The sequence below is a fragment of the Loktanella sp. S4079 genome (genome assembly GCF_000967725.1).
Lineage (GTDB): Bacteria > Pseudomonadota > Alphaproteobacteria > Rhodobacterales > Rhodobacteraceae > Yoonia.
The window spans coordinates 1-17,217 of the sequence record NZ_JXYE01000006.1; the positions used below are offsets into that span (position 1 = coordinate 1).

18 protein-coding genes are annotated in these 17,217 nt (G+C 55.1%); 9 read left to right on the top strand and 9 right to left on the bottom strand.

The features are described 5' to 3' along the window. From TW80_RS13220 to TW80_RS13240, 5 genes are all read left to right on the top strand, one after another. Positions 1 to 913, top strand: a 913-nt coding sequence (locus tag TW80_RS13220) for a magnesium transporter (RefSeq protein WP_045997922.1), incomplete at its 5' end; no start/stop codon positions are given. Next, entirely contained in the window at positions 913 to 1,383 is a 471-nt protein-coding gene (locus tag TW80_RS13225; RefSeq protein WP_045997923.1) for an ATP-dependent zinc protease family protein, read from the top strand. The genes TW80_RS13220 and TW80_RS13225, both read left to right, overlap by 1 nt. A gap of 19 nt (positions 1,384 to 1,402) precedes the next feature. Further along, positions 1,403 to 2,308, top strand: coding sequence for a 30S ribosomal protein S6--L-glutamate ligase (rimK, locus tag TW80_RS13230; RefSeq protein ID WP_045997924.1), 906 nt, complete (start codon positions 1,403 to 1,405; stop codon positions 2,306 to 2,308). Beyond that, a complete protein-coding gene (locus tag TW80_RS13235; RefSeq protein ID WP_045997925.1) occupies positions 2,308 to 3,351 on the top strand; it encodes a succinylglutamate desuccinylase/aspartoacylase family protein in 1,044 nt (347 codons plus the stop codon). Before rimK ends, TW80_RS13235 begins: the two co-directional genes overlap by 1 nt. Positions 3,352 to 3,546: 195 nt before the next feature. Continuing rightward, complete coding sequence (locus TW80_RS13240; protein WP_045997926.1) at positions 3,547 to 4,647, top strand: Hint domain-containing protein; 1,101 nt, start codon at positions 3,547 to 3,549, stop codon at positions 4,645 to 4,647. Between the two features lie 200 nt (positions 4,648 to 4,847). Here the strand turns inward: TW80_RS13240 and TW80_RS13245 are convergent, their stop codons facing one another. From TW80_RS13245 to TW80_RS13255, 3 genes are all read right to left on the bottom strand, one after another. Next, positions 4,848 to 5,216 carry a DUF3768 domain-containing protein gene (locus TW80_RS13245; protein WP_045997927.1) on the bottom strand — a complete coding sequence of 123 codons (369 nt, stop codon included), beginning with the start codon at positions 5,214 to 5,216 and terminating at the stop codon, positions 4,848 to 4,850. Positions 5,217 to 5,394: 178 nt separating this feature from the next. After that, positions 5,395 to 6,114 (bottom strand): dihydrodipicolinate synthase family protein, encoded by a 720-nt coding sequence (locus TW80_RS13250; RefSeq protein ID WP_084625794.1) that lies wholly within the window; start codon positions 6,112 to 6,114, stop codon positions 5,395 to 5,397. Next, positions 6,111 to 6,464 carry a 4-hydroxythreonine-4-phosphate dehydrogenase PdxA gene (locus tag TW80_RS13255; RefSeq protein ID WP_084625795.1) on the bottom strand — a complete coding sequence of 118 codons (354 nt, stop codon included), beginning with the start codon at positions 6,462 to 6,464 and terminating at the stop codon, positions 6,111 to 6,113. The genes TW80_RS13250 and TW80_RS13255 overlap by 4 nt, the downstream gene beginning before the upstream one ends. Between TW80_RS13255 and TW80_RS13260 the strand changes: the two genes are divergently transcribed. From TW80_RS13260 to TW80_RS13270, 3 genes are all read left to right on the top strand, one after another. Continuing rightward, the gene (locus TW80_RS13260) at positions 6,453 to 6,752 is read left to right on the top strand and encodes a substrate-binding domain-containing protein (RefSeq protein ID WP_204218506.1); all 300 of its coding nucleotides are present in this window, start codon (positions 6,453 to 6,455) and stop codon (positions 6,750 to 6,752) included. The two genes, TW80_RS13255 and TW80_RS13260, sit on opposite strands and share 12 nt — an antisense overlap. A 125-nt stretch (positions 6,753 to 6,877) precedes the next feature. After that, the gene (locus TW80_RS13265; protein WP_045997929.1) at positions 6,878 to 7,153 is read left to right on the top strand and encodes a hypothetical protein; all 276 of its coding nucleotides are present in this window, start codon (positions 6,878 to 6,880) and stop codon (positions 7,151 to 7,153) included. Positions 7,154 to 7,212: 59 nt separating this feature from the next. Continuing rightward, positions 7,213 to 7,500 (top strand): hypothetical protein, encoded by a 288-nt coding sequence (locus TW80_RS13270; RefSeq protein ID WP_045997930.1) that lies wholly within the window; start codon positions 7,213 to 7,215, stop codon positions 7,498 to 7,500. A 68-nt stretch (positions 7,501 to 7,568) separates the two neighbouring features. On the opposite strand, the gene TW80_RS13275 is transcribed toward TW80_RS13270, so the two are convergent. After that, positions 7,569 to 7,976, bottom strand: coding sequence for a RidA family protein (locus TW80_RS13275; protein WP_045997931.1), 408 nt, complete (start codon positions 7,974 to 7,976; stop codon positions 7,569 to 7,571). Between the two features lie 99 nt (positions 7,977 to 8,075). Here TW80_RS13275 and TW80_RS13280 point away from each other — a divergent pair, with 99 nt between their 5' ends. Then, positions 8,076 to 8,996 (top strand): LysR family transcriptional regulator, encoded by a 921-nt coding sequence (locus tag TW80_RS13280; RefSeq protein WP_045997932.1) that lies wholly within the window; start codon positions 8,076 to 8,078, stop codon positions 8,994 to 8,996. Positions 8,997 to 9,731: 735 nt separating this feature from the next. Here TW80_RS13280 and TW80_RS13290 read toward each other — a convergent pair. From TW80_RS13290 to TW80_RS13310, 5 genes are read right to left on the bottom strand one after another with little or no spacing between them, the layout of a single operon-like run. Beyond that, positions 9,732 to 11,210 (bottom strand): aldehyde dehydrogenase family protein, encoded by a 1,479-nt coding sequence (locus tag TW80_RS13290; protein WP_045997934.1) that lies wholly within the window; start codon positions 11,208 to 11,210, stop codon positions 9,732 to 9,734. Between the two features lie 39 nt (positions 11,211 to 11,249). Continuing rightward, entirely contained in the window at positions 11,250 to 12,845 is a 1,596-nt protein-coding gene (locus tag TW80_RS13295; RefSeq protein ID WP_045997935.1) for a GMC family oxidoreductase, read from the bottom strand. Positions 12,846 to 12,876: 31 nt separating this feature from the next. Continuing rightward, positions 12,877 to 13,929, bottom strand: coding sequence for an acyl-CoA dehydrogenase family protein (locus TW80_RS13300; RefSeq protein ID WP_045997936.1), 1,053 nt, complete (start codon positions 13,927 to 13,929; stop codon positions 12,877 to 12,879). 4 nt (positions 13,930 to 13,933) lie between these two features. After that, positions 13,934 to 15,121: an acyl-CoA dehydrogenase family protein gene (locus TW80_RS13305; RefSeq protein ID WP_045997937.1), complete on the bottom strand. Its 1,188-nt coding sequence runs from the start codon at positions 15,119 to 15,121 to the stop codon at positions 13,934 to 13,936. Between the two features lie 2 nt (positions 15,122 to 15,123). Further along, a complete protein-coding gene (locus tag TW80_RS13310; RefSeq protein WP_045998173.1) occupies positions 15,124 to 17,205 on the bottom strand; it encodes a 3-hydroxyacyl-CoA dehydrogenase NAD-binding domain-containing protein in 2,082 nt (693 codons plus the stop codon). Positions 17,206 to 17,217: the final 12 nt, after the last annotated feature.

The following is a 17,217-nucleotide window of genomic DNA, read 5'->3' on the forward strand; positions in this document are numbered from 1 at the left end:
GCAAACGGTGGGCAATGTGCTAAAACAGCTCGCGAGCGACGACGACGATTTCGATCGCTATCGCGGCCAGCACCCTTATATTTTGGACGCCGATGGGCGCCCCGTTGGGGTTGTTTCATTGCGCGGGCTTTTGACGGCCAAACGGTCGATGCCGCTGACTGACATCATGATCACGCCGATGACGGTTAATGTCGACGCGTCGCTTGAGGCGCTCGACGATATATTTAGTGAGCATCCGTTTCTGGGTATCCCAGTGGTCGAGACCGATGGCCGTCTTGTGGGTGTCGTTTCACGTAGTGCCGTCAGTCAGGCCCTGTTGGAACGTTCAGAAAGCGAAACCCTAAAACTGCAGGGTCTTGTGGGTGACGAACTGCGTTCGATGCCGACTTGGCTCCGTTCAAAACGGCGTCTGGCATGGCTGTCGGCGAATATCGTTCTCAATATCATCGCGGCCTCGGTCATTTCAGCCTACGAAGAAACGCTGACCGCCGTGATTGCTATCGCGATCTTTTTGCCGATGGTGTCGGATATGTCCGGCTGTTCAGGCAATCAGGCCGTGGGCGTGACCATGCGGGAACTTTCTTTGGGTCTTGTCCGCCCTGTTGATGCGATGCGTGTTTGGCTCAAGGAAATTTCAGTGGGGGTCATCAACGGAATCGCGCTTGGGATTTTGATCGGCCTTGTTGCTTGGATCTGGAAAGGTCAGCCCGCGCTTGGTCTGGTGATCGGCCTTGCCTTAGCGTTGAACACAATGCTTGCTGTTTCGATTGGTGGGGTTGTTCCGCTGCTGTTGAAACGGTTGGGGCAAGACCCTGCAGCAGCGAGCGGCCCACTGCTCACAACTGTTACTGATATGGCTGGGTTCTTTTTTGTTCTCAGCCTTGCCACCCTGATGATGCCTTGGTTGATCTGATGACACAAAAGACAAAGCTGAAACTGCCCAAGCCAGAGCTTTCCGTTATCGGCTGGATGGAGATGGTTGGTCTGCCTGAGATTGGCCTAAACAGTATAAAAGCGAAAATTGATACCGGTGCGCGCACCTCTGCGCTGCACGCACTGAATATTGAGCCATTCGATCAAGACGGAGAAACATGGGTGCGTTTTCAAGCGCAGCTTTCTGACGATGCTCCGACACAATGGGTGGAAACGCCGCTTCATGATCAACGGCTCATCAAGAACACAAGCGGCATCCCAGAAGAGCGATATGTCATCCGAACGCACATCGCGCTTGGCAGCCAATCATGGCCTATCGCAGTGTCTCTGACGGATCGCAGAAATATGCGGTTCCCCATGATTGTCGGCCGCTCTGCCCTGAAAAAGCGCAACATCGCTGTGCACACACGGCGCGCCTACTTAACGACCGCAAAACCCAACAACACTTGACCGCGGAAAGGATTTCTAAATGAAAATCGCAATGCTCGCACGGAATGCCGAACTTTATTCGCATAGACGTCTCAAGCAGGCTGCAGAGGAACGCGGCCACACCTTGCAAATCATCAACACGCTACGCTGCTATATGAACATCGCGTCGCGGCGACCTGAGATTTACTACAATGGTGAAAAGCTCGAGGGCTTTGACGCGGTTATTCCGCGGATCGGTGCATCGGTTACGTTTTACGGTCTGGCGGTTCTGCGCCAATTCGAAATGATGGGCACCTTTCCTTTGAATGAAAGCGTCGCCATCGGCCGTAGCCGCGATAAACTACGCTCTATGCAATTGTTGGCGCGTGATGGCATTGGCCTGCCCGTGACGACCTTTGCGCACGACCCGAAACAGACCGAAGAAGTGCTAGAGCTGGCTGGCGGTGCACCCGTCGTGATTAAACTTCTCGAAGGAACCCAAGGGATCGGCGTTGTGCTGGCTGACACCAAACGCTCTGCCACCTCTGTGGTCGAGGCGTTCCGTGGTGCGGGCGTCAACATCCTGCTACAAGAATTCATCAAAGAAGCAGGTGGCACCGACATCCGCGCCATCGTCGTTGGTGGTCGTGTGATTGCAGCGATGAAGCGCACAGGTGCCGAAGGTGATTTCCGTTCAAATCTCCACCGTGGCGGATCGGCCAAACTTATCAAACTGTCACCCGAGGAACGCTCAACCGCTGTTCGCGCAGCGAAATCCATGGGCTTGAACGTCTGTGGTGTGGACATGTTGCGTGCCAATCACGGCCCAGTCGTGATGGAGGTCAACTCTTCGCCGGGGCTAGAAGGCGTCGAAAAGGCGACCGGTTTGGACGTCGCGGGCAAAATCATCGAATACATCGAGAAATCCGCGAAACCCGGTGCAACCCGTACAAAGGGTAAAGGTTGATGCCAAAGCGCGCTGCGTTCGAAATTGGCGGCCAGTCGGTGACGGCTGGCACCCGCCAAACTGTGCATCTGCCGGTCAGCGTCCTATCGGACCACACACCTGTTTCCATGTCTGCACATGTTATTCATGGCAAAGTTTCAGGTCCGACTGTCTTTGTCAGTGCAGGTATTCACGGCGATGAAGTCATCGGCGTCGAAATCGTTCGTCGGATCCTGAATACGATCAAAGTCGGCTCTCTTCGGGGTACTTTGATAGCTGTGCCAATTGTGAACACCTATGGGTTTATCAACCATTCTCGGTATCTGCCTGATCGCCGGGATCTAAATCGTTCCTTTCCGGGCAGCGAAGGTGGCTCGCTTGCTTCGCGGTTGGCCCATCTGTTTCTGAATGAAATCGTCGCGCGTTCTGACCTGGGCATCGACCTGCATTCTGCCGCGGTCCATCGGACCAACTTGCCTCAGATCCGGATATCTCCGGACAACCCTGTTACGGCTGAATTGGCAGAGGTCTTTGGCGCACCAGTTATCCTCAAATCGCCACTACGCGAGGGATCGCTGCGTGGCGAAGCCAAGGAGTTAGGCAAAGACGTTCTGCTTTATGAGGCGGGTGAAGGTCTGCGCTTTGACGAGATGTCAGCGCGTGCTGGCGTCGCTGGGATTATGCGCGTCCTGCGCCATCTGAAAATGGTGCCCGCGCGCGGTATCTCTAAACCGAAATCCAGCCCGCACTATTGCCAATCAAGCAAATGGCTGCGCGCACCTGTCGGTGGACTGCTCAGGACGTTCAAAGCCGATGGCGACGTCGTCAAACCCGGAGAGGTGATGGCAATCGTCTCTGATCCATTTGGCGAAAGCGAAATGGAAATTGTGTCTCCATTTCGGGGTATCGTGATCGGACGCGCTGTCATGCCGATCGTAAACGAAGGCGACGCCGTCTTTCACCTAGCGAAAGTGAAATCAATGCAAGGTGTTGAGGATGCCGTCGAAGACCTGCAAACACAGCTGAGCGAAGACCCCTTGTTCGACGAGGATGAGATCATCTGATCGGGTACCTTTGCGCGCTACACAAAATGTCAAAATCGACCGCTTGTTTCACCGGGGGAAACGGCTGTTTTTGAACGCGCAAAGGCCAAACCGCGATTGCGGCGGTATCCAAAAGAACATGTTGTTTAATTCTAGGTTCATTCGTAGTTGATAAAAAGCGAGTCTTCGCAACCCTTTATAAAGTGACCACCACTCATGGCGACTACATTTACGGTTTTCTCATTAGGAAACCTCGCGGACATTGATACGCGAGAAGGCAATACCGAAGCTGAAAACGCACAAGCTCTTGTCGGGCTTACGTTTGGCGGAACAAATAACGCGCTGCTAAATAACGCGCGGACGTTTTCCCCAGGTTCGACTGGTTATGGCGGCGGAACAAATAACGCCTACGATATGGATAACTCTCCTGCGGAGACGTTCAGGATCGATGGCGGCCCCAATCAGACATTTGACGGGACAGCGATTTACAACGCGACCATCACCTACATCGATGGCACGACGGCACAAATCACAGCCGTCATGTTTCAAGATACCAACGGCAATGCCTATCTGGCACCAGAGTTTTCGCCAAATACCGATCAAGCCGCGCTCGAGGCTGGGCCAATTCGGTCGATTACTTTCGACAGCCTCAACAGGAATACGAGCCTAAGTGGCCTTGCCGGAGATCGGCAAACTTGGGACTATGTCACCTGTTACCTAGACGGGACACGTATTCACACTCCCACTGGTGAAACCAATATCGAAGATCTTGCAGTTGGCGACGTTGTTACGACACGCGATAACGGTCCTCAGACGATCAGATGGATTGGCGTGGCGCGGGTCAAAGCAACTGGAAAACTTGCACCCGTCAAAATCTCACGCGGCGCACTTGGCAAGAACCTTCCTGCGCGGGATTTGTATGTCTCGCGTCAGCACAGGATGCTTGTGAACTCCAAAATCGCCGCAAAAATGTTTGGCCAATCAGAAGTTCTTGTTCCCGCCATTAAACTTGTAGGCCTGCCCGGAGTAGACGTAGAAGAGCGCACAACAGAAGTGACCTATTACCACCTTCTGCTTGATCGCCACGAAGTGATCTACGCCGAAAGCACACCAAGCGAGTCATTCTTCACTGGCCCCGGCGCACTGGCCGCGCTCGACGAGGATACGCTTGCCGAAATGCACGCGCTTTTTCCTGATGTCATGGCAGAGGCTGCCAAAAGTGCGCGGCAAATTGTTCAAGGCAAGCGCCTCGAGAAGTTCGTCCAACGCCATGTATCAAATAGCAAAGCGCTGGTCGAAACAACCAGACCCAACTAGGCGTTTGTCGCATCCTGCACGTGCCTCGATTGGGGTCTGGAGCGTATTTTCTCAGCATTACCCTTGGGCCAACGTTAACCATAAATCATCTGCACTGTCGCGGTGATTTCTTCGCGCATGTTTTTTTCTCCTGTGAAATGTGCAACGCGCCGCTCTGCAGTTGCAGGCGGCGCGTTGTGTTTTATGTTGGGATGATCGGCTCAGTATTCCGATGGCAGTAAGATCGTCATCACGCGCCGTGTCAGCGCGGTGTCCTCAGGTTTTTCTGAACCCGCAGCGTAGTTTGCGTCGTACAAATCGATCTTGAACCAAACTTTGGTGTCCACGCCGCTCACTTTCACCGTGATTTCACCAAAGTCGTGCAATCCGTAGGGATCGTTGTCGTTTGAGAGCGAATCGAACAAGATGATCGCGGATTGAATGTTCATCAACACGAGCGCATCGAAAGCGGCAACACCTTGCGTCATTACGATCTGTCCGGGCACGCGCGGGGTTTGGCCATATGAGCGGCGGAATTCATCGTTCTGTCGGGCGATCTCGGCGTTGATGGTTTCTTGGACGGAAGTCATTGGATGCCCCCCTGCCCTGCCGCTTCACAGGCTTTTGTCCCGAAGCGGGGCCAATCTCGGATGTATTTCAGTCCCCCGACCGCATCTTCGATCTCTACAGGTTCCCCAATCATTGCTTCCCACTTGCGCAAAAACGTATGGGCATCGCAATCTTCCTCGAGGGCAATAAGTTCGCCACTTAGGTCTCGGTAGTCGCCTGTGCCTCTGCTGCGCCAGCCTCATCACCCGCGTTCACACAGGCAACGATACGCGCCACCACCTCGGGCATCACATTGCCAAGACCCGAGATACGGCCCCGCGCCCCATGTGTCAGCGCCCAATGCACCAGCTGATCCGGGCCCGAATAGAAGTCAAAGCCTGCCACGTCGCGGCCCACCGCCATATAGTCTTTCAAGATCTGCTGCGCGCCACCGGAATCCTTGGTCCCGGCGATATTGTCATGCAGGGCCAGCTGCTTGGCCGTCTCCGGTTCGATGTGATTCAGCGTGCGCGCCGGGATGTCGTAGAAGTAAATCGGCGTCTCAACCGCGTCCGCCACGCCGCTAAAGTGCCAGATCATCCCATCCTGAGAGCAGTCGATAAAGAACGGCGTGATCACCACGATGGCAACGACGGCGAGCTTGTCAAATTCCCGCGCCAAGGCAACGGTCTCAAAGGTCGCGGGCATTCCGGCGTTGGCGAAGACACGGGCGCGGCCGGCGACTTCCTCGATCACCTCGGCACATAGCCGCACCTTCACATCGAATGTCAGAGCGCTGAAATCGCCGTTGGTCCCGGCGCACATGATGTGGTTGCCGGCGGCCACCTGGCGGCGCACCTGCGCTCGGGTAGCGAAATAGTTGATCGTCTCGTCATCGTTGAAACAGGTGACGAGGGCGACAAATACCTCTTTGGTCATACCGCCACCTCGCGGTTAGCCCGTGCCGTGCGGGACGCATAATCCAGTGCAAAGAGCATGTTGTCGTGTTTCGCTTTGCTCTGCCCGGCGATGTCGAAGGCCGTGCCGTGGTCCACCGAACAGCGATCGAGCGACAGGCCCAGAGAGACGTTCACTGCCGTGTCAAAAGCCGACAGCTTCACCGGGATATGCCCTTGGTCGTGATATTGTGCGATCACCAAATCAAAGGCCCCCTCGTAGGCCCGATAATAGCAGGTGTCCTCAGGCACGGCGCCGGTGAAGTCGATTCCTTCGGCGCGGGCGGACCTCACCGCCGGGGCCACATGGGCGTCGTCCTCATGGCCGAACAGGCCGCCTTCGGCGCGCTCTCGGCCGTTGCAGAGTGCGGCCTGTCAGTGCCGCGGGACATTTCGCTGGTTGGCTACAACGACATCCCACTGGCCTCCGGGCTACCGGTGCCGCTGACCTCGGTCAGTGCGCCCTTTGATCAAGTGGCCCAAGCCGCGCCGCGCCTGCTGCTCGACGACACGCCAGACACGCCGGTCCAGCGGTTCAGCCCGATGCTAATCCCACGCGCCTCGTCCCGAACTCCTGATACGTCATCCAATACGGGAAAACCCAGTTATCGGCGACTATGATGGCAAACCTAGTTGATGGGTTTTGATGTTCTTACGGGACTATGCGTCTGTCATTAAAAGCCGGAGAAGGGGAAGCCCGGGGTACCGGGCTCAAAAGGATAGATAGAGCCTCCTCAGGGACCGGCGTGACAACGATCCTGATCATGGCCAAGACCCGCTCGAAACCCAACACCTCAAAGAAGTCCGAAGCCGTTGGATCGGCTGCGCCTGACCGCGCCGCCGACATCCGGACGATCCCGCTCAACGTCCGCAAAGTGGCCGCAATCGCCAACCACGAAGCTGAATGCTTTGCCAACATCCGCGAGACCGGCATCAAGCGAAACTTGCTAGTTCATGCGCCGTCTGAGACACGTTTTGCGGTCGATGACGGCATCATTCCTGTTGACCACCTGGTACCCTGACTATGGACCGGAAAAAGACACTCGGCAACGAATGGCGCCAATACGAGTAGACCTTCCCGATGATCCAGCAATCCAGCATCGGGATGGTTTCGCCGGAATATCATAAGTCGCATCTGCAGCTGGATCTGATCGCGTTGACCTGCGGCAAGAAGGTAATGGTAGGGGCGATCGACGTCGCCGCGAACACGATCAAAACGCCGAAATTCGTCTATGTCGACAAACTCTGCCCCTTCACCAACTGCGGGATGGCGCCACATTCGCGCGATGTCACGCGCGGCAAACTCGGCGCACTCAGAACACGCGCTGAGATCGTCCGCAAGCACCTAAGGTACAGACGCCCAGTTTGACGTGGTGAAGCGCAAGAATGAAGGAGACATTCGGACTCCGTGTCAACCACGTGGGCCGCCGGACTAGATCAGATCGACATTTGCACTATCATCTCCACTTCGATTTGCAGTTCAGGCGATGCGAGCGCCGCCACGCCAACACCCGTGAGACTAGGCTGTGCGCCATCCAGGAACGCAAGAAGCGGGCCCATGCCGACTTGAATCGTGTCATCATTAAGATCCTTGATGAAGATGCGCATTTGCACGATTTCATCAGGGGTCGCTTGAAGCGCGGCAAGCGCGCTCTGCAGATTTTCGACCACGATGGCAGTCTGCTCAGCCAGTGTGTCAGGCGCAGGCGTGCCATCGGCGCGCCAAGCGACTTGTCCGGACACAAACGCCAATCGTCCGGGGTTTGCAATTGATATCTGCGAGTAACCGACCTTACTCGCATCCGGCAGTGCATTTGGGTTCAGACGATCTATTGAATAGGTCATATTTTTCTCCGTTCGTCGTTTGTGATGAGCAGAGATTTAGTTTGGTTCGTCGACGAATAGTGATCGCCTCAATGGCGATAGACATGCTACATATCCGTTATGAATGGGTCTAGAGTAAATGATATACTCCTGTTTCTATTGGTCGTTGAAACAGGAAGTTTTGTCGCCGCAGGCAAAACGCTCGGTCTGTCGCGATCTACCGCAGGGAAGGCAGTCGCGCGACTGGAAGAAAGCTATGGAACGCGGCTGCTGAACAGATCCGCGCGCGCTCTAGACCTCACTGAGGCTGGAAAACAACTGTACGCGCATGGGCAGAACCTGCGCGCGGTGATTGAGGCCACTGACCGTAGTCTAGAAAGTCACAGCGGCGTGCCACGTGGGGTTCTGCGCATCACGGCGCCTGACGCAATCGGGCGAAGGCTTATTCTTCCGACGGTTCGAAAGTACCTGCAAACCTGGCCCGACACAAAGATAGAGATGTCCTTTTCAGATAGGATTGATAGTCTCATCGAAAAGGGTTTCGATCTCGCCATTCGCGTCGGTGTGGATGTGCCAGATCTGGGTTTTGTGACACGAACGCTCTTGCGGGATGAAGCGATTTTATGCGCGGCGCCCACGTATTTCGCTGATAGAACCCGACCGCAGACGGTCGAACATCTGACACTGCACAATCTGCTTCAGTTTACCAGCGAGGGCGAGCGACAAGGCTGGTATATTCGGCAGAACGACGGAACACGCGTTCGGGTACACGGCCAGGTCCGCCTGCGTCTTGATAGTGCAGAGGCCTTGCGTGCAGCCGCACTAGATGGTTTAGGGATCGCCTTGCTACCGCAAACAGTAGTGGGGGTCGATCTGACTGAAGGGAGATTGGAACGCGTTCTTCCCGATCATAGCATCGGACAAGTCCCGATTTTGGCGCTCTATCCCCACAAACGCCTGCTCGACGCAAAGGTACGGAATTTTATTGATCTACTCAGTGAAGATCTCAAAGAAGTTCAAACCGGCAGTCCGTCGCAATGATGAGCCCTGATCATTCGCTGGCCGCCACCTTGGCCAAGCTGAAATCGCGCTTGCCAAAATGGGGTCAGGGAACGGAACTGTGTATCGCCAGCGCCCAATCACTGCACTCCCGTGGCGCATTAGTCAGTTACCGAAGGCGTCTGCAATCTGACCTTGATGACGCGACGCCGAATTCTGGCGCTACAGAGTTCTCTGCGCACTAATCGCCGACCTCGACGGCGTCATCGCCAGGAAAAGAAACGTTTATGCCCACCACCAAGAATCCAAGTCTCCCGCTCTACATCCGACCGGTACTGGTTCGCCATCGTGGAGCGCGCTGGACCCGAAATGCTGAAGCTGCCGCAGACACATACCTTCGAACAAAATAGAAGCCGGCTCATCGAAGCAATCGACCATCTGATCAACCCGGAATTCGGGCTGCCTGCCCTCGCCAGATGCAGATAATTTAAGACTGGAAACACTCGTAGTCACGAATTAACTGCCAAGCCCAACAAGAACCACCGCAATCTTTCAATTAAATGCTAAGTGACGTCAGGGATACTATCCAGACATTCACGATGCATTCCATGTAAGCGACCCAATACAGGAATTGTTCGCAGACGGTCGCTTCAATAAGAGCGGAGCAATCCGTGCTCCGCTTTTCTCGACCAACCTGACAGAGTCTGGCAGTATCTGCGCCCCATTGTGTGAGCATATCCAATTTCTGCGAAAGCCCTGAGTGTCAGCAATATTCTATCAAAATGGATAGGTCGTTGCCTGCGGTTTCGACGTAATCCACATGTATTGGCTAAACTCCTCCCAGACGGCCGGGCCAGAGATGCGTCCTCCGTTGCCTGATTGCCCACGACCGCCGAAAGGCGCGAGCGGTGAGCTGTTCACCGTCTGGTCATTGATATGCAAATGCCCAACGCGGAGTTGCAATCCCACGGTGCGCGCGCGTTCGACATCAGTGCCGATAACCGCACCAGCGAGGCCGAACGATGACATATTCGCAAGTTCAACGGCATGCTCATCGTTTTGATAAGCCGCAATCACAGCGACCGGGCCAAAGATTTCTTCGTCAAAGGCGCGCATACCGGGGCGCACGCCCGACAATACAGTGGCCGGGAAAAGCGTACCTTTCCCCTTGCCGCCAATGTGCAACGTAGCCCCTTGTGCGAGGGCGTCATCAATGATGGCTTCGATCCGTATACATTCGGGTTCGGCAATCAGTGGCCCCAGCGCGCAGGCATCGGTCGCAGGGTCGCCGACTGGAAGCTTCTGCGCCCGCTGCGTCAACATATCTGCAAGCGTCGCTGCCTGCTGCTCATGCACAAGGATCAACCCTGAGGCAATGCAAACTTGACCTTGGTGAATCCACGCCCCCCACGCACAATTTGATGCAGCGACATTGAGATCGGCGTCATCCAATACGATCAGCGCATTCTTACCGCCCAATTCGAGCTGCACTTTCTTCAGATTTCGCCCACAGCTTTCGGCGACCTTTGCTCCAACTTGCGCAGAACCCGTAAAAGAGACCATCGCAATATTCGGGTCTTCGCACATCGCGGCGCCAACCTCTGCATCACCGGTGACAATGTGCAGTGCACCATTCGGAAGGCCCGCATATTCGAATGCTTGAGCGATCATCACACCGCCCGAAATCGGCGTACGCGGATCGGGTTTGTGCACTACAGTGTTGCCTGTCGCCAATGCCGCAGCAATAGCGCGAATCGACAGCAAGAGCGGAAAGTTAAATGCCGAAATTACCCCGACGACGCCATGTGCAACGCGCACGAGTTCTTCCTCGGCATTGCGACCATCAACGGATTTAAGCTGCATCCTGTGATCTTCGGTCGCGGCGGTTGCGGCGGCACGGGTGATTTCCACGCTTTGCTTGATTTCGGCCCCAGCTTTGGGCGGGGTAGAGCCGCTTTCCCGGACGAGCCAAGGAACGAGCGCAGCTAAATTCGTTTCGAGATAATCGGCAGCACGGTTCAAAATCGCCGCGCGCTCTGTAGCGGGGGTTGCCTCCCACGCGGGCTGAGCGGCCCTTGCCGCAGTGGCAGATTTGTTCAGGTCAGATGCCGTCGCGCGACCCATCGTTGCAATCTGCGACCCATCGGCGGGAGCGGTGACAGCGTAGGTGCCGCCCGACGGGGAAATCCATCCATTAGAATAGATTTTTCCCGTCCACATATGCGGCGCCAAAATGTCCTGTGCGACAGTGGTCATTTCATTGTCTCCTTGTGACTATGATCATGGAGCGCGGTACTAGGCGGCCGTTTCTTTGCCCAAAATGAACCGGGCACCGCGTTCCGCGATCATTATTGTTGGCGCGTTTGTGTTGCCGCTAATGAGTGCGGGCATCGCCGAAGCATCACACACCCGAAGCCCCTGAACACCGCGCACCCGCAATTCGCTATCCAAACAGGCCATACGATCCGTGTCGGCACCCATTTTGACCGTGCATGACGGGTGAAACAGCGTCTTGGCCGTCTTGCGCACATATTGCTCAAGAGCACTATCGTCGGTCTCGACGCCGGGTTCGGGCATGTGGCGACGTTTTATGTGCTTTGCCAAGGCGGGCGAATCCATGATTTCAATGGATTTCCGCACGCCCCGCATAAGCAGATCAACATCACGCTGGTCGGTCAACGCACCGCTGACAAAGACTGGCTTTTCATGCGGGTCGGAAGAGCGGATTTTATACGATCCACGTGATTGGGGCCGCAAAAAACACTGACCAATTGAAATGCCATGCGCTTCGATCGCAGGACGATCTAGCCCTGCAACCATCGCTGGCAGCACATGAAATTGCAGGTCAGGAATGCCGCAATCCGAGACATCTATAAAGCCGCCCGTTTCGCAAACATTCGAGGTCAACAAACCAGAGCGCGTGGTCAAATACTGCATCATATGCAGCGCTGCCCGCAGCCCTTTGTCATGGCGATAATTTGAAATCGGTTGCAGTGTTTCGCACTGGACCGTTGATTCCAGATGGTCTTGGTAATTTTCGCCAACCCCCAGCAAATCACTGATCACCGAAATACCTAAGGCACGCAGTTCCTCGCCGTTTCCAATACCAGAAAGCTGCAAAAGTCGCGGGCTTTCAAAGGCGCCAGCGCACATGACCACTTCGGCTCTTGCCCGCATTTGCTGTCCGGTGGACAGCAAAACACCAGTTGCGCGTGTTCCCTCAAAAGTCAGTTTGGCAACCTCGGCATTCTTGAGGATTTTTAGGTTGGGCCGCTTTTCAGCCTTGCGCAGGAATGCCTGCGCCGCGCTCCAACGTCGCCCATTATGTGTGGTTGTTTGATAAAATCCGACACCTTCTTGGACAGAACCGTTGAAATCGGGGTTATGTGGAATTCCCGTCTCCTGCGCAGCCGCGACAAATGCCTCACTCAGCGGATGTCGAAACTTGGGCGCTGAAACATGCAGATCGCCGCTTTGGCCGTGATATGTGTCACCGAAGACTTCGTTATTCTCAAGATCACGAAACACAGGCAAGCAATCGTTATACGACCATCCCTTAGCACCGAGTTGCACCCAGTTATCGTAATCCTCACTTTGGCCGCGGACATAGAGCATTGCATTGACCGAGCTCCCCCCGCCGATCACTTTGCCCGTCGGAACAATCGTCGGACGCCCCCCCATCTCAGACGAGGGTGCAGCAACATAGTTTTTGATGTCACGCCCGCTCTTGAGGATTTTAAAAAACGCGGCTGGAATATGAATCCAAGGGTGAAAATCGCCGCGACCGCGTTCGATCATCAGAACTTTTGTCATTGGATTAGCAGATAGGCGTTCGGCCATCACACAGCCAGACGATCCACCGCCAACGATGATGTAGTCAAACTCTTCCATTCGTCGAATTCCCCTTGGTTGTCAGCTGATACTAGGCGGCTTGCATAACTTTATGTAATTGCGTCAACGCATCACCGAGTTGATGATCGATCATTGTCAGTCGCTTAGCGTAATGCGCGCCGGGATATTCCCACGTCATCCCTATCCCGCCATGCAGTTGAATCACCTCTTCAGAGAATTTCACCACCGTGCGCCCGACCAAGTTCTTGGCCATCGCCACATATTTAGCGCTGTGCGCTGCACCTAGATGGGACGCAGCCAATACGGAAATTGAACGGCATTGTTCGATCTCAATGGCCATATCGACAACACGGTGCTGCAACGCCTGAAAGACGGCAATAGATCGCCCGAATTGCTGCCGTTGCTTCATGTAATCAATCGTCATGCCCAGCATGACATCCATCGCGCCAACTGCTTCAGCACAAAGACCTAACCGCCCCGCGTCAAGCGCTGCTTCCAATGCAGCTTGGGCGTCATTGGACAGACAAGTGGCTGGCGTGTCGTCCAAAATAACCTCGGCCGCGCCACCCCCGTCAATCATTGCATAGTCAACTGTTTCTGCTGCTTCGGTCAGGTAAAGCCCTATTTGATCGCCCTCCTTTGCCACGACGAGGATCAGGTCAGCATTGGGCGCGCCGTAAACAACTGATTTCCGACCAGTGAGTTTTCCATCGCTAAATGTAGCCTGAATATCGCATAGGTTTTCGCCCGCTTCGGGTTCGAACACCGCTAACGCAGGACGTTTCTGACCGGTCACAATTTCATCGACAAGCGTTGACTGCTTCAAATCGGCAAGCACACGCACGCTCATCAACGTGGCAAGCATCGGCTCTGGGCAAAGCGCGCGTCCGAGTTCCTCAAACACCGTGGTGATGTCAAAACCTTCGCCGCCGAAACCACCTGCGCTTTCGCTCACAAATGCACCAATCACGCCTAGGTCAGCCAGTTCAGTATATTTCGCGGGTGCATAAAACGGCGCGTGATAGGCCGCCTGGTTGCGCGTTTCGATGTCGTATTGTTCTGCAAGGTAGCGGCGCAACGTATCTGACAACATCCGCCGGTCTTCGCTTAGGTTGAAATCCATGAACTTATCCTCTGAACAGATCTTTTGCGATGATGTTGCGCTGGATCTCGTTTGATCCACCAAAAATCGAAAGTTTGCGGTTGTTGAAATATGCGGCCGCTGCGGCTGCGGCATCCTCAGGTACAGTCATCGCATTTGCAGGCAGGTTTTCTGCCGGAAACGGCGCAGCAGCAGCCCCCAGCGCCTGACGTGTCAGGCTATTGAGCCGTTGAACAATGACAGTACCTTTGATCTTAAGCATCGAACTTTCGTAGCCATTCGCAGCCCCCGTTTCGCTTTCGGAAAGGACACGCAAATTGGTGACACGAATGGCCTCAAGGTCGATCTCTGTCTCGGCAATCTCCTTGGCGAACAATGGGTCCTCAATCAACGGCTTGCCATTGCGGATCGTTTTTTGGGCCAACACCTTGAGCGCAGCAAGATCACGAATGGCAAAGCCGGTCCCCGCAATATTCGTCCGTTCGTGCGTCAAAAGGTATTTGGCGATAGTCCAACCTTCGTTTTCTTGGCCGACCAGATTAGACACAGGCACGCGCACATCGGTGAAGAAAACTTCGTTCACCTCATGACCACCTTCAATCAGTTTGATTGGGCGCATCTCAATACCGGGCGTATCAAGATCAACGAGGATAAAGCTGATCCCCTCTTGCGCCTTGGCTGCCGGGTCGGTCCGCACGAGGCAAAAAATCTTGTTGGCGTGTTGACCCAGTGTCGTCCATGTCTTTTGCCCATTGATGATGTAATCGTCACCATCACGGACTGCGCGTGTTTTCAGGCTCGCCAAATCCGATCCTGCACCGGGTTCGGAATACCCCTGACACCACCAGTCTGAACCATCCAAGATGCGCGGAAGTATCTCTGCCTTTTGCTGTTCTGTTCCAAACTTAAGCAGCACCGGCCCGAGCATCGCCACCCCAAAGGCAACCAAACGCGGCGCATAGGCGAGCGCGGTTTCCTCGCCAAAAATATGCCGTTGATAGTTGTTCCAACCTGGCCCGCCGTGTTCGACGGGCCAAGTCGCCCCCAACCAGTTTCGCGTCTGCAAGATCGCGTGCCATGTTTCGTAATCGGCCTTGTCCAGCGGTGTATTGTTGCGCACTTTGCGCTGAATATCTTGAGGAAGGTTCTCCCCCAAAAATGTCCGGACCTCTTCGCGGAAGGCTTCTTCTTCCTTGGTGAATTGCAGATCCATGATCAGCGCTCCTTATTCAAATCAGCGAATGTGGTGTTGTCGTCAGCCAGCTTTTGCAGCAACTTAGGTACCTGCCAGTAAAACGGGTCCTCGTGGGCGTAGGTTTTGATCCGCTCGACCAAATTGGCGGCGCCAATCCGGTCTGCATAGCAAAGCGGCCCACCACGATGCCTGGGGAAGCCGTAGCCAAACAAGAAAACGGCATCGACATCGATTGGGCGCAGCGCGATCCCCTCTTCGACGACGCGTGTGGATTCCACGATCATCGCCGTGATGTAACGATCAACGATTTCCGCATTGGTAAAGCTGCGCGGAGTTATCCCCTTGGCCACCTGTTCTTCAGCAATATACTTGGCGACATTTGGGTTTTTGGTTTTCGAACCATCGGGCCAATAAACATAATAGCCCTTGCCGGTTTTCCGTCCAAAATCACCTGCTTCGCAGATTTTATCGGCGACACCGACATAGCGTTCTTGGCTGGGGCGCAAAGGAGCCCGGCGTTTGCGTTCGGCCCATCCGATATCTAGCCCAGATAGGTCGCCAACGGTAAATGGCCCCATCGCTGCACCAAATTCGACCAATGCATTATCGATCTGTTCATAATCGGCACCGTCCATCATCATATAGCCGGTTGAACGCGCGTAATGCGCCAGAATGCGGTTGCCGATGAACCCGTCGCAGACCCCAGCGCGCACAGCGACCTTGCGCAACCGTTTCGCCAATGCAAATCCCGTCGCGACAACATCGTCAGCAGTTTCCGCACCGACAACGACCTCAAGTAGACGCATCACATGCGCCGGCGAAAAGAAGTGTAGCCCGATCACGTCTTGGGGGCGTTTGACCGCTGCGGCGATCTTGTCGATGTTCAGGTAGGACGTGTTCGACGCCAAAATCGCGCCGTCTTTGCAGATGTCATCAAGTTTGCCAAAAACATCGTGTTTGACTTCCATACTTTCAAAGACGGCCTCAATCACAAGGTCCGCACCCGCAAGCGTTTGCATATCTGTGGTCACAACAAGCCGCCCGATCGTGGCGTCAAAGGCTGCCTCGCTCAGCTTGCCACGTGATACCGCGCCTTGCAGATTGGCGGTGATCGTTTTCGTGGCGAAGGCAACGCGTTCTTCGGCCATTTCAATGACGGTCACGGGCAGCCCCGCCAACAGCAGCGATGTTGCAATGCCAGAGCCCATCGTCCCACCGCCAATCACACCGACCGCATTAATCTCGCGCGCGGTGGCCTTAGCCTCTGGGATATTCGCAACCGCCCGTTCAGCAAAGAATGCATGCTTAAGGCCATGATGTTCTTCGCTGGCGAGCGCCTCGATAAACAGAGCGCGTTCGTCTGCGAGCGCTTCATCAACGGGTTTTGTTGCGCTTTCCACTGCACGCAAAGCCCGCAAGGCAACGGCGCCACCTGCGCCCTTGGCCGAGAATTTGGCGCGGGCAGACGCGATCTTGGTCGCGTCCAATTCCACGGGAATATCACGGGTCACACGGGCGTTTAGCTTACCATCGCGCAGCTCTTTGGCCATTTCGACAGCGGTTTGTGCCGGGTCACCGTCGACTATCCGGTCAATGACGCCCTTTTCCAGAGCCTCCTCTGCCGAGATCGGCGCGCCACCCGTGACCATCTTGATCGTCGTCGCCGTATCCGTCAGGCGCGGCAAACGGATTGTCCCACCCGAACCTGGTAACAATCCTAAATGAACCTCGGGCAACCCAACCTTGGCCCCCTTTTGGGCGACCCGCGCATGGCAACACAATGCCACCTCAAGCCCGCCGCCAAGCGCAGTGCCATGCAAGATTGCAACGATTGGTTTGCTGCAAGCTTCGATGCGATTACAAACATCCGGTAGTACGGGTGGCTGTGAAGGTTTGCCAAATTCGCGAATGTCCGCGCCCGCCACAAATGTGCGCCCTGCACAATAAAGCGCAATCGCCTTGATATCACTATCCACCTCAAGCGCGTCAAGTGCGTCGACCACCCCCTGCCGCATGGCATGACCCGCAGCATTGACCGGCGGATTGTCGATACAGATCGTCGCGATATCGCCATGTTTCTCGAATGTTACGACTTGTGTCATCTGTTTTCCGTC

Coding starts and splice junctions, on each gene's coding strand:
- TW80_RS13290 (WP_045997934.1), bottom strand. CDS start 11,210: ATGACCACTGTCGCACAGGACATTTTGGCGCCGCATATGTGGACGGGA.
- TW80_RS13295 (WP_045997935.1), bottom strand. CDS start 12,845: ATGGAAGAGTTTGACTACATCATCGTTGGCGGTGGATCGTCTGGCTGT.
- TW80_RS13240 (WP_045997926.1), top strand. CDS start 3,547: ATGGCGACTACATTTACGGTTTTCTCATTAGGAAACCTCGCGGACATT.
- TW80_RS13225 (WP_045997923.1), top strand. CDS start 913: ATGACACAAAAGACAAAGCTGAAACTGCCCAAGCCAGAGCTTTCCGTT.
- TW80_RS13300 (WP_045997936.1), bottom strand. CDS start 13,929: ATGGATTTCAACCTAAGCGAAGACCGGCGGATGTTGTCAGATACGTTG.
- TW80_RS13250 (WP_084625794.1), bottom strand. CDS start 6,114: ATGACCAAAGAGGTATTTGTCGCCCTCGTCACCTGTTTCAACGATGAC.
- TW80_RS13310 (WP_045998173.1), bottom strand. CDS start 17,205: ATGACACAAGTCGTAACATTCGAGAAACATGGCGATATCGCGACGATC.
- TW80_RS13260 (WP_204218506.1), top strand. CDS start 6,453: ATGGCCGAACAGGCCGCCTTCGGCGCGCTCTCGGCCGTTGCAGAGTGC.
- TW80_RS13305 (WP_045997937.1), bottom strand. CDS start 15,121: ATGGATCTGCAATTCACCAAGGAAGAAGAAGCCTTCCGCGAAGAGGTC.
- TW80_RS13235 (WP_045997925.1), top strand. CDS start 2,308: ATGCCAAAGCGCGCTGCGTTCGAAATTGGCGGCCAGTCGGTGACGGCT.
- TW80_RS13280 (WP_045997932.1), top strand. CDS start 8,076: ATGAATGGGTCTAGAGTAAATGATATACTCCTGTTTCTATTGGTCGTT.
- TW80_RS13270 (WP_045997930.1), top strand. CDS start 7,213: ATGATCCAGCAATCCAGCATCGGGATGGTTTCGCCGGAATATCATAAG.
- rimK (WP_045997924.1), top strand. CDS start 1,403: ATGAAAATCGCAATGCTCGCACGGAATGCCGAACTTTATTCGCATAGA.
- TW80_RS13275 (WP_045997931.1), bottom strand. CDS start 7,976: ATGACCTATTCAATAGATCGTCTGAACCCAAATGCACTGCCGGATGCG.
- TW80_RS13245 (WP_045997927.1), bottom strand. CDS start 5,216: ATGACTTCCGTCCAAGAAACCATCAACGCCGAGATCGCCCGACAGAAC.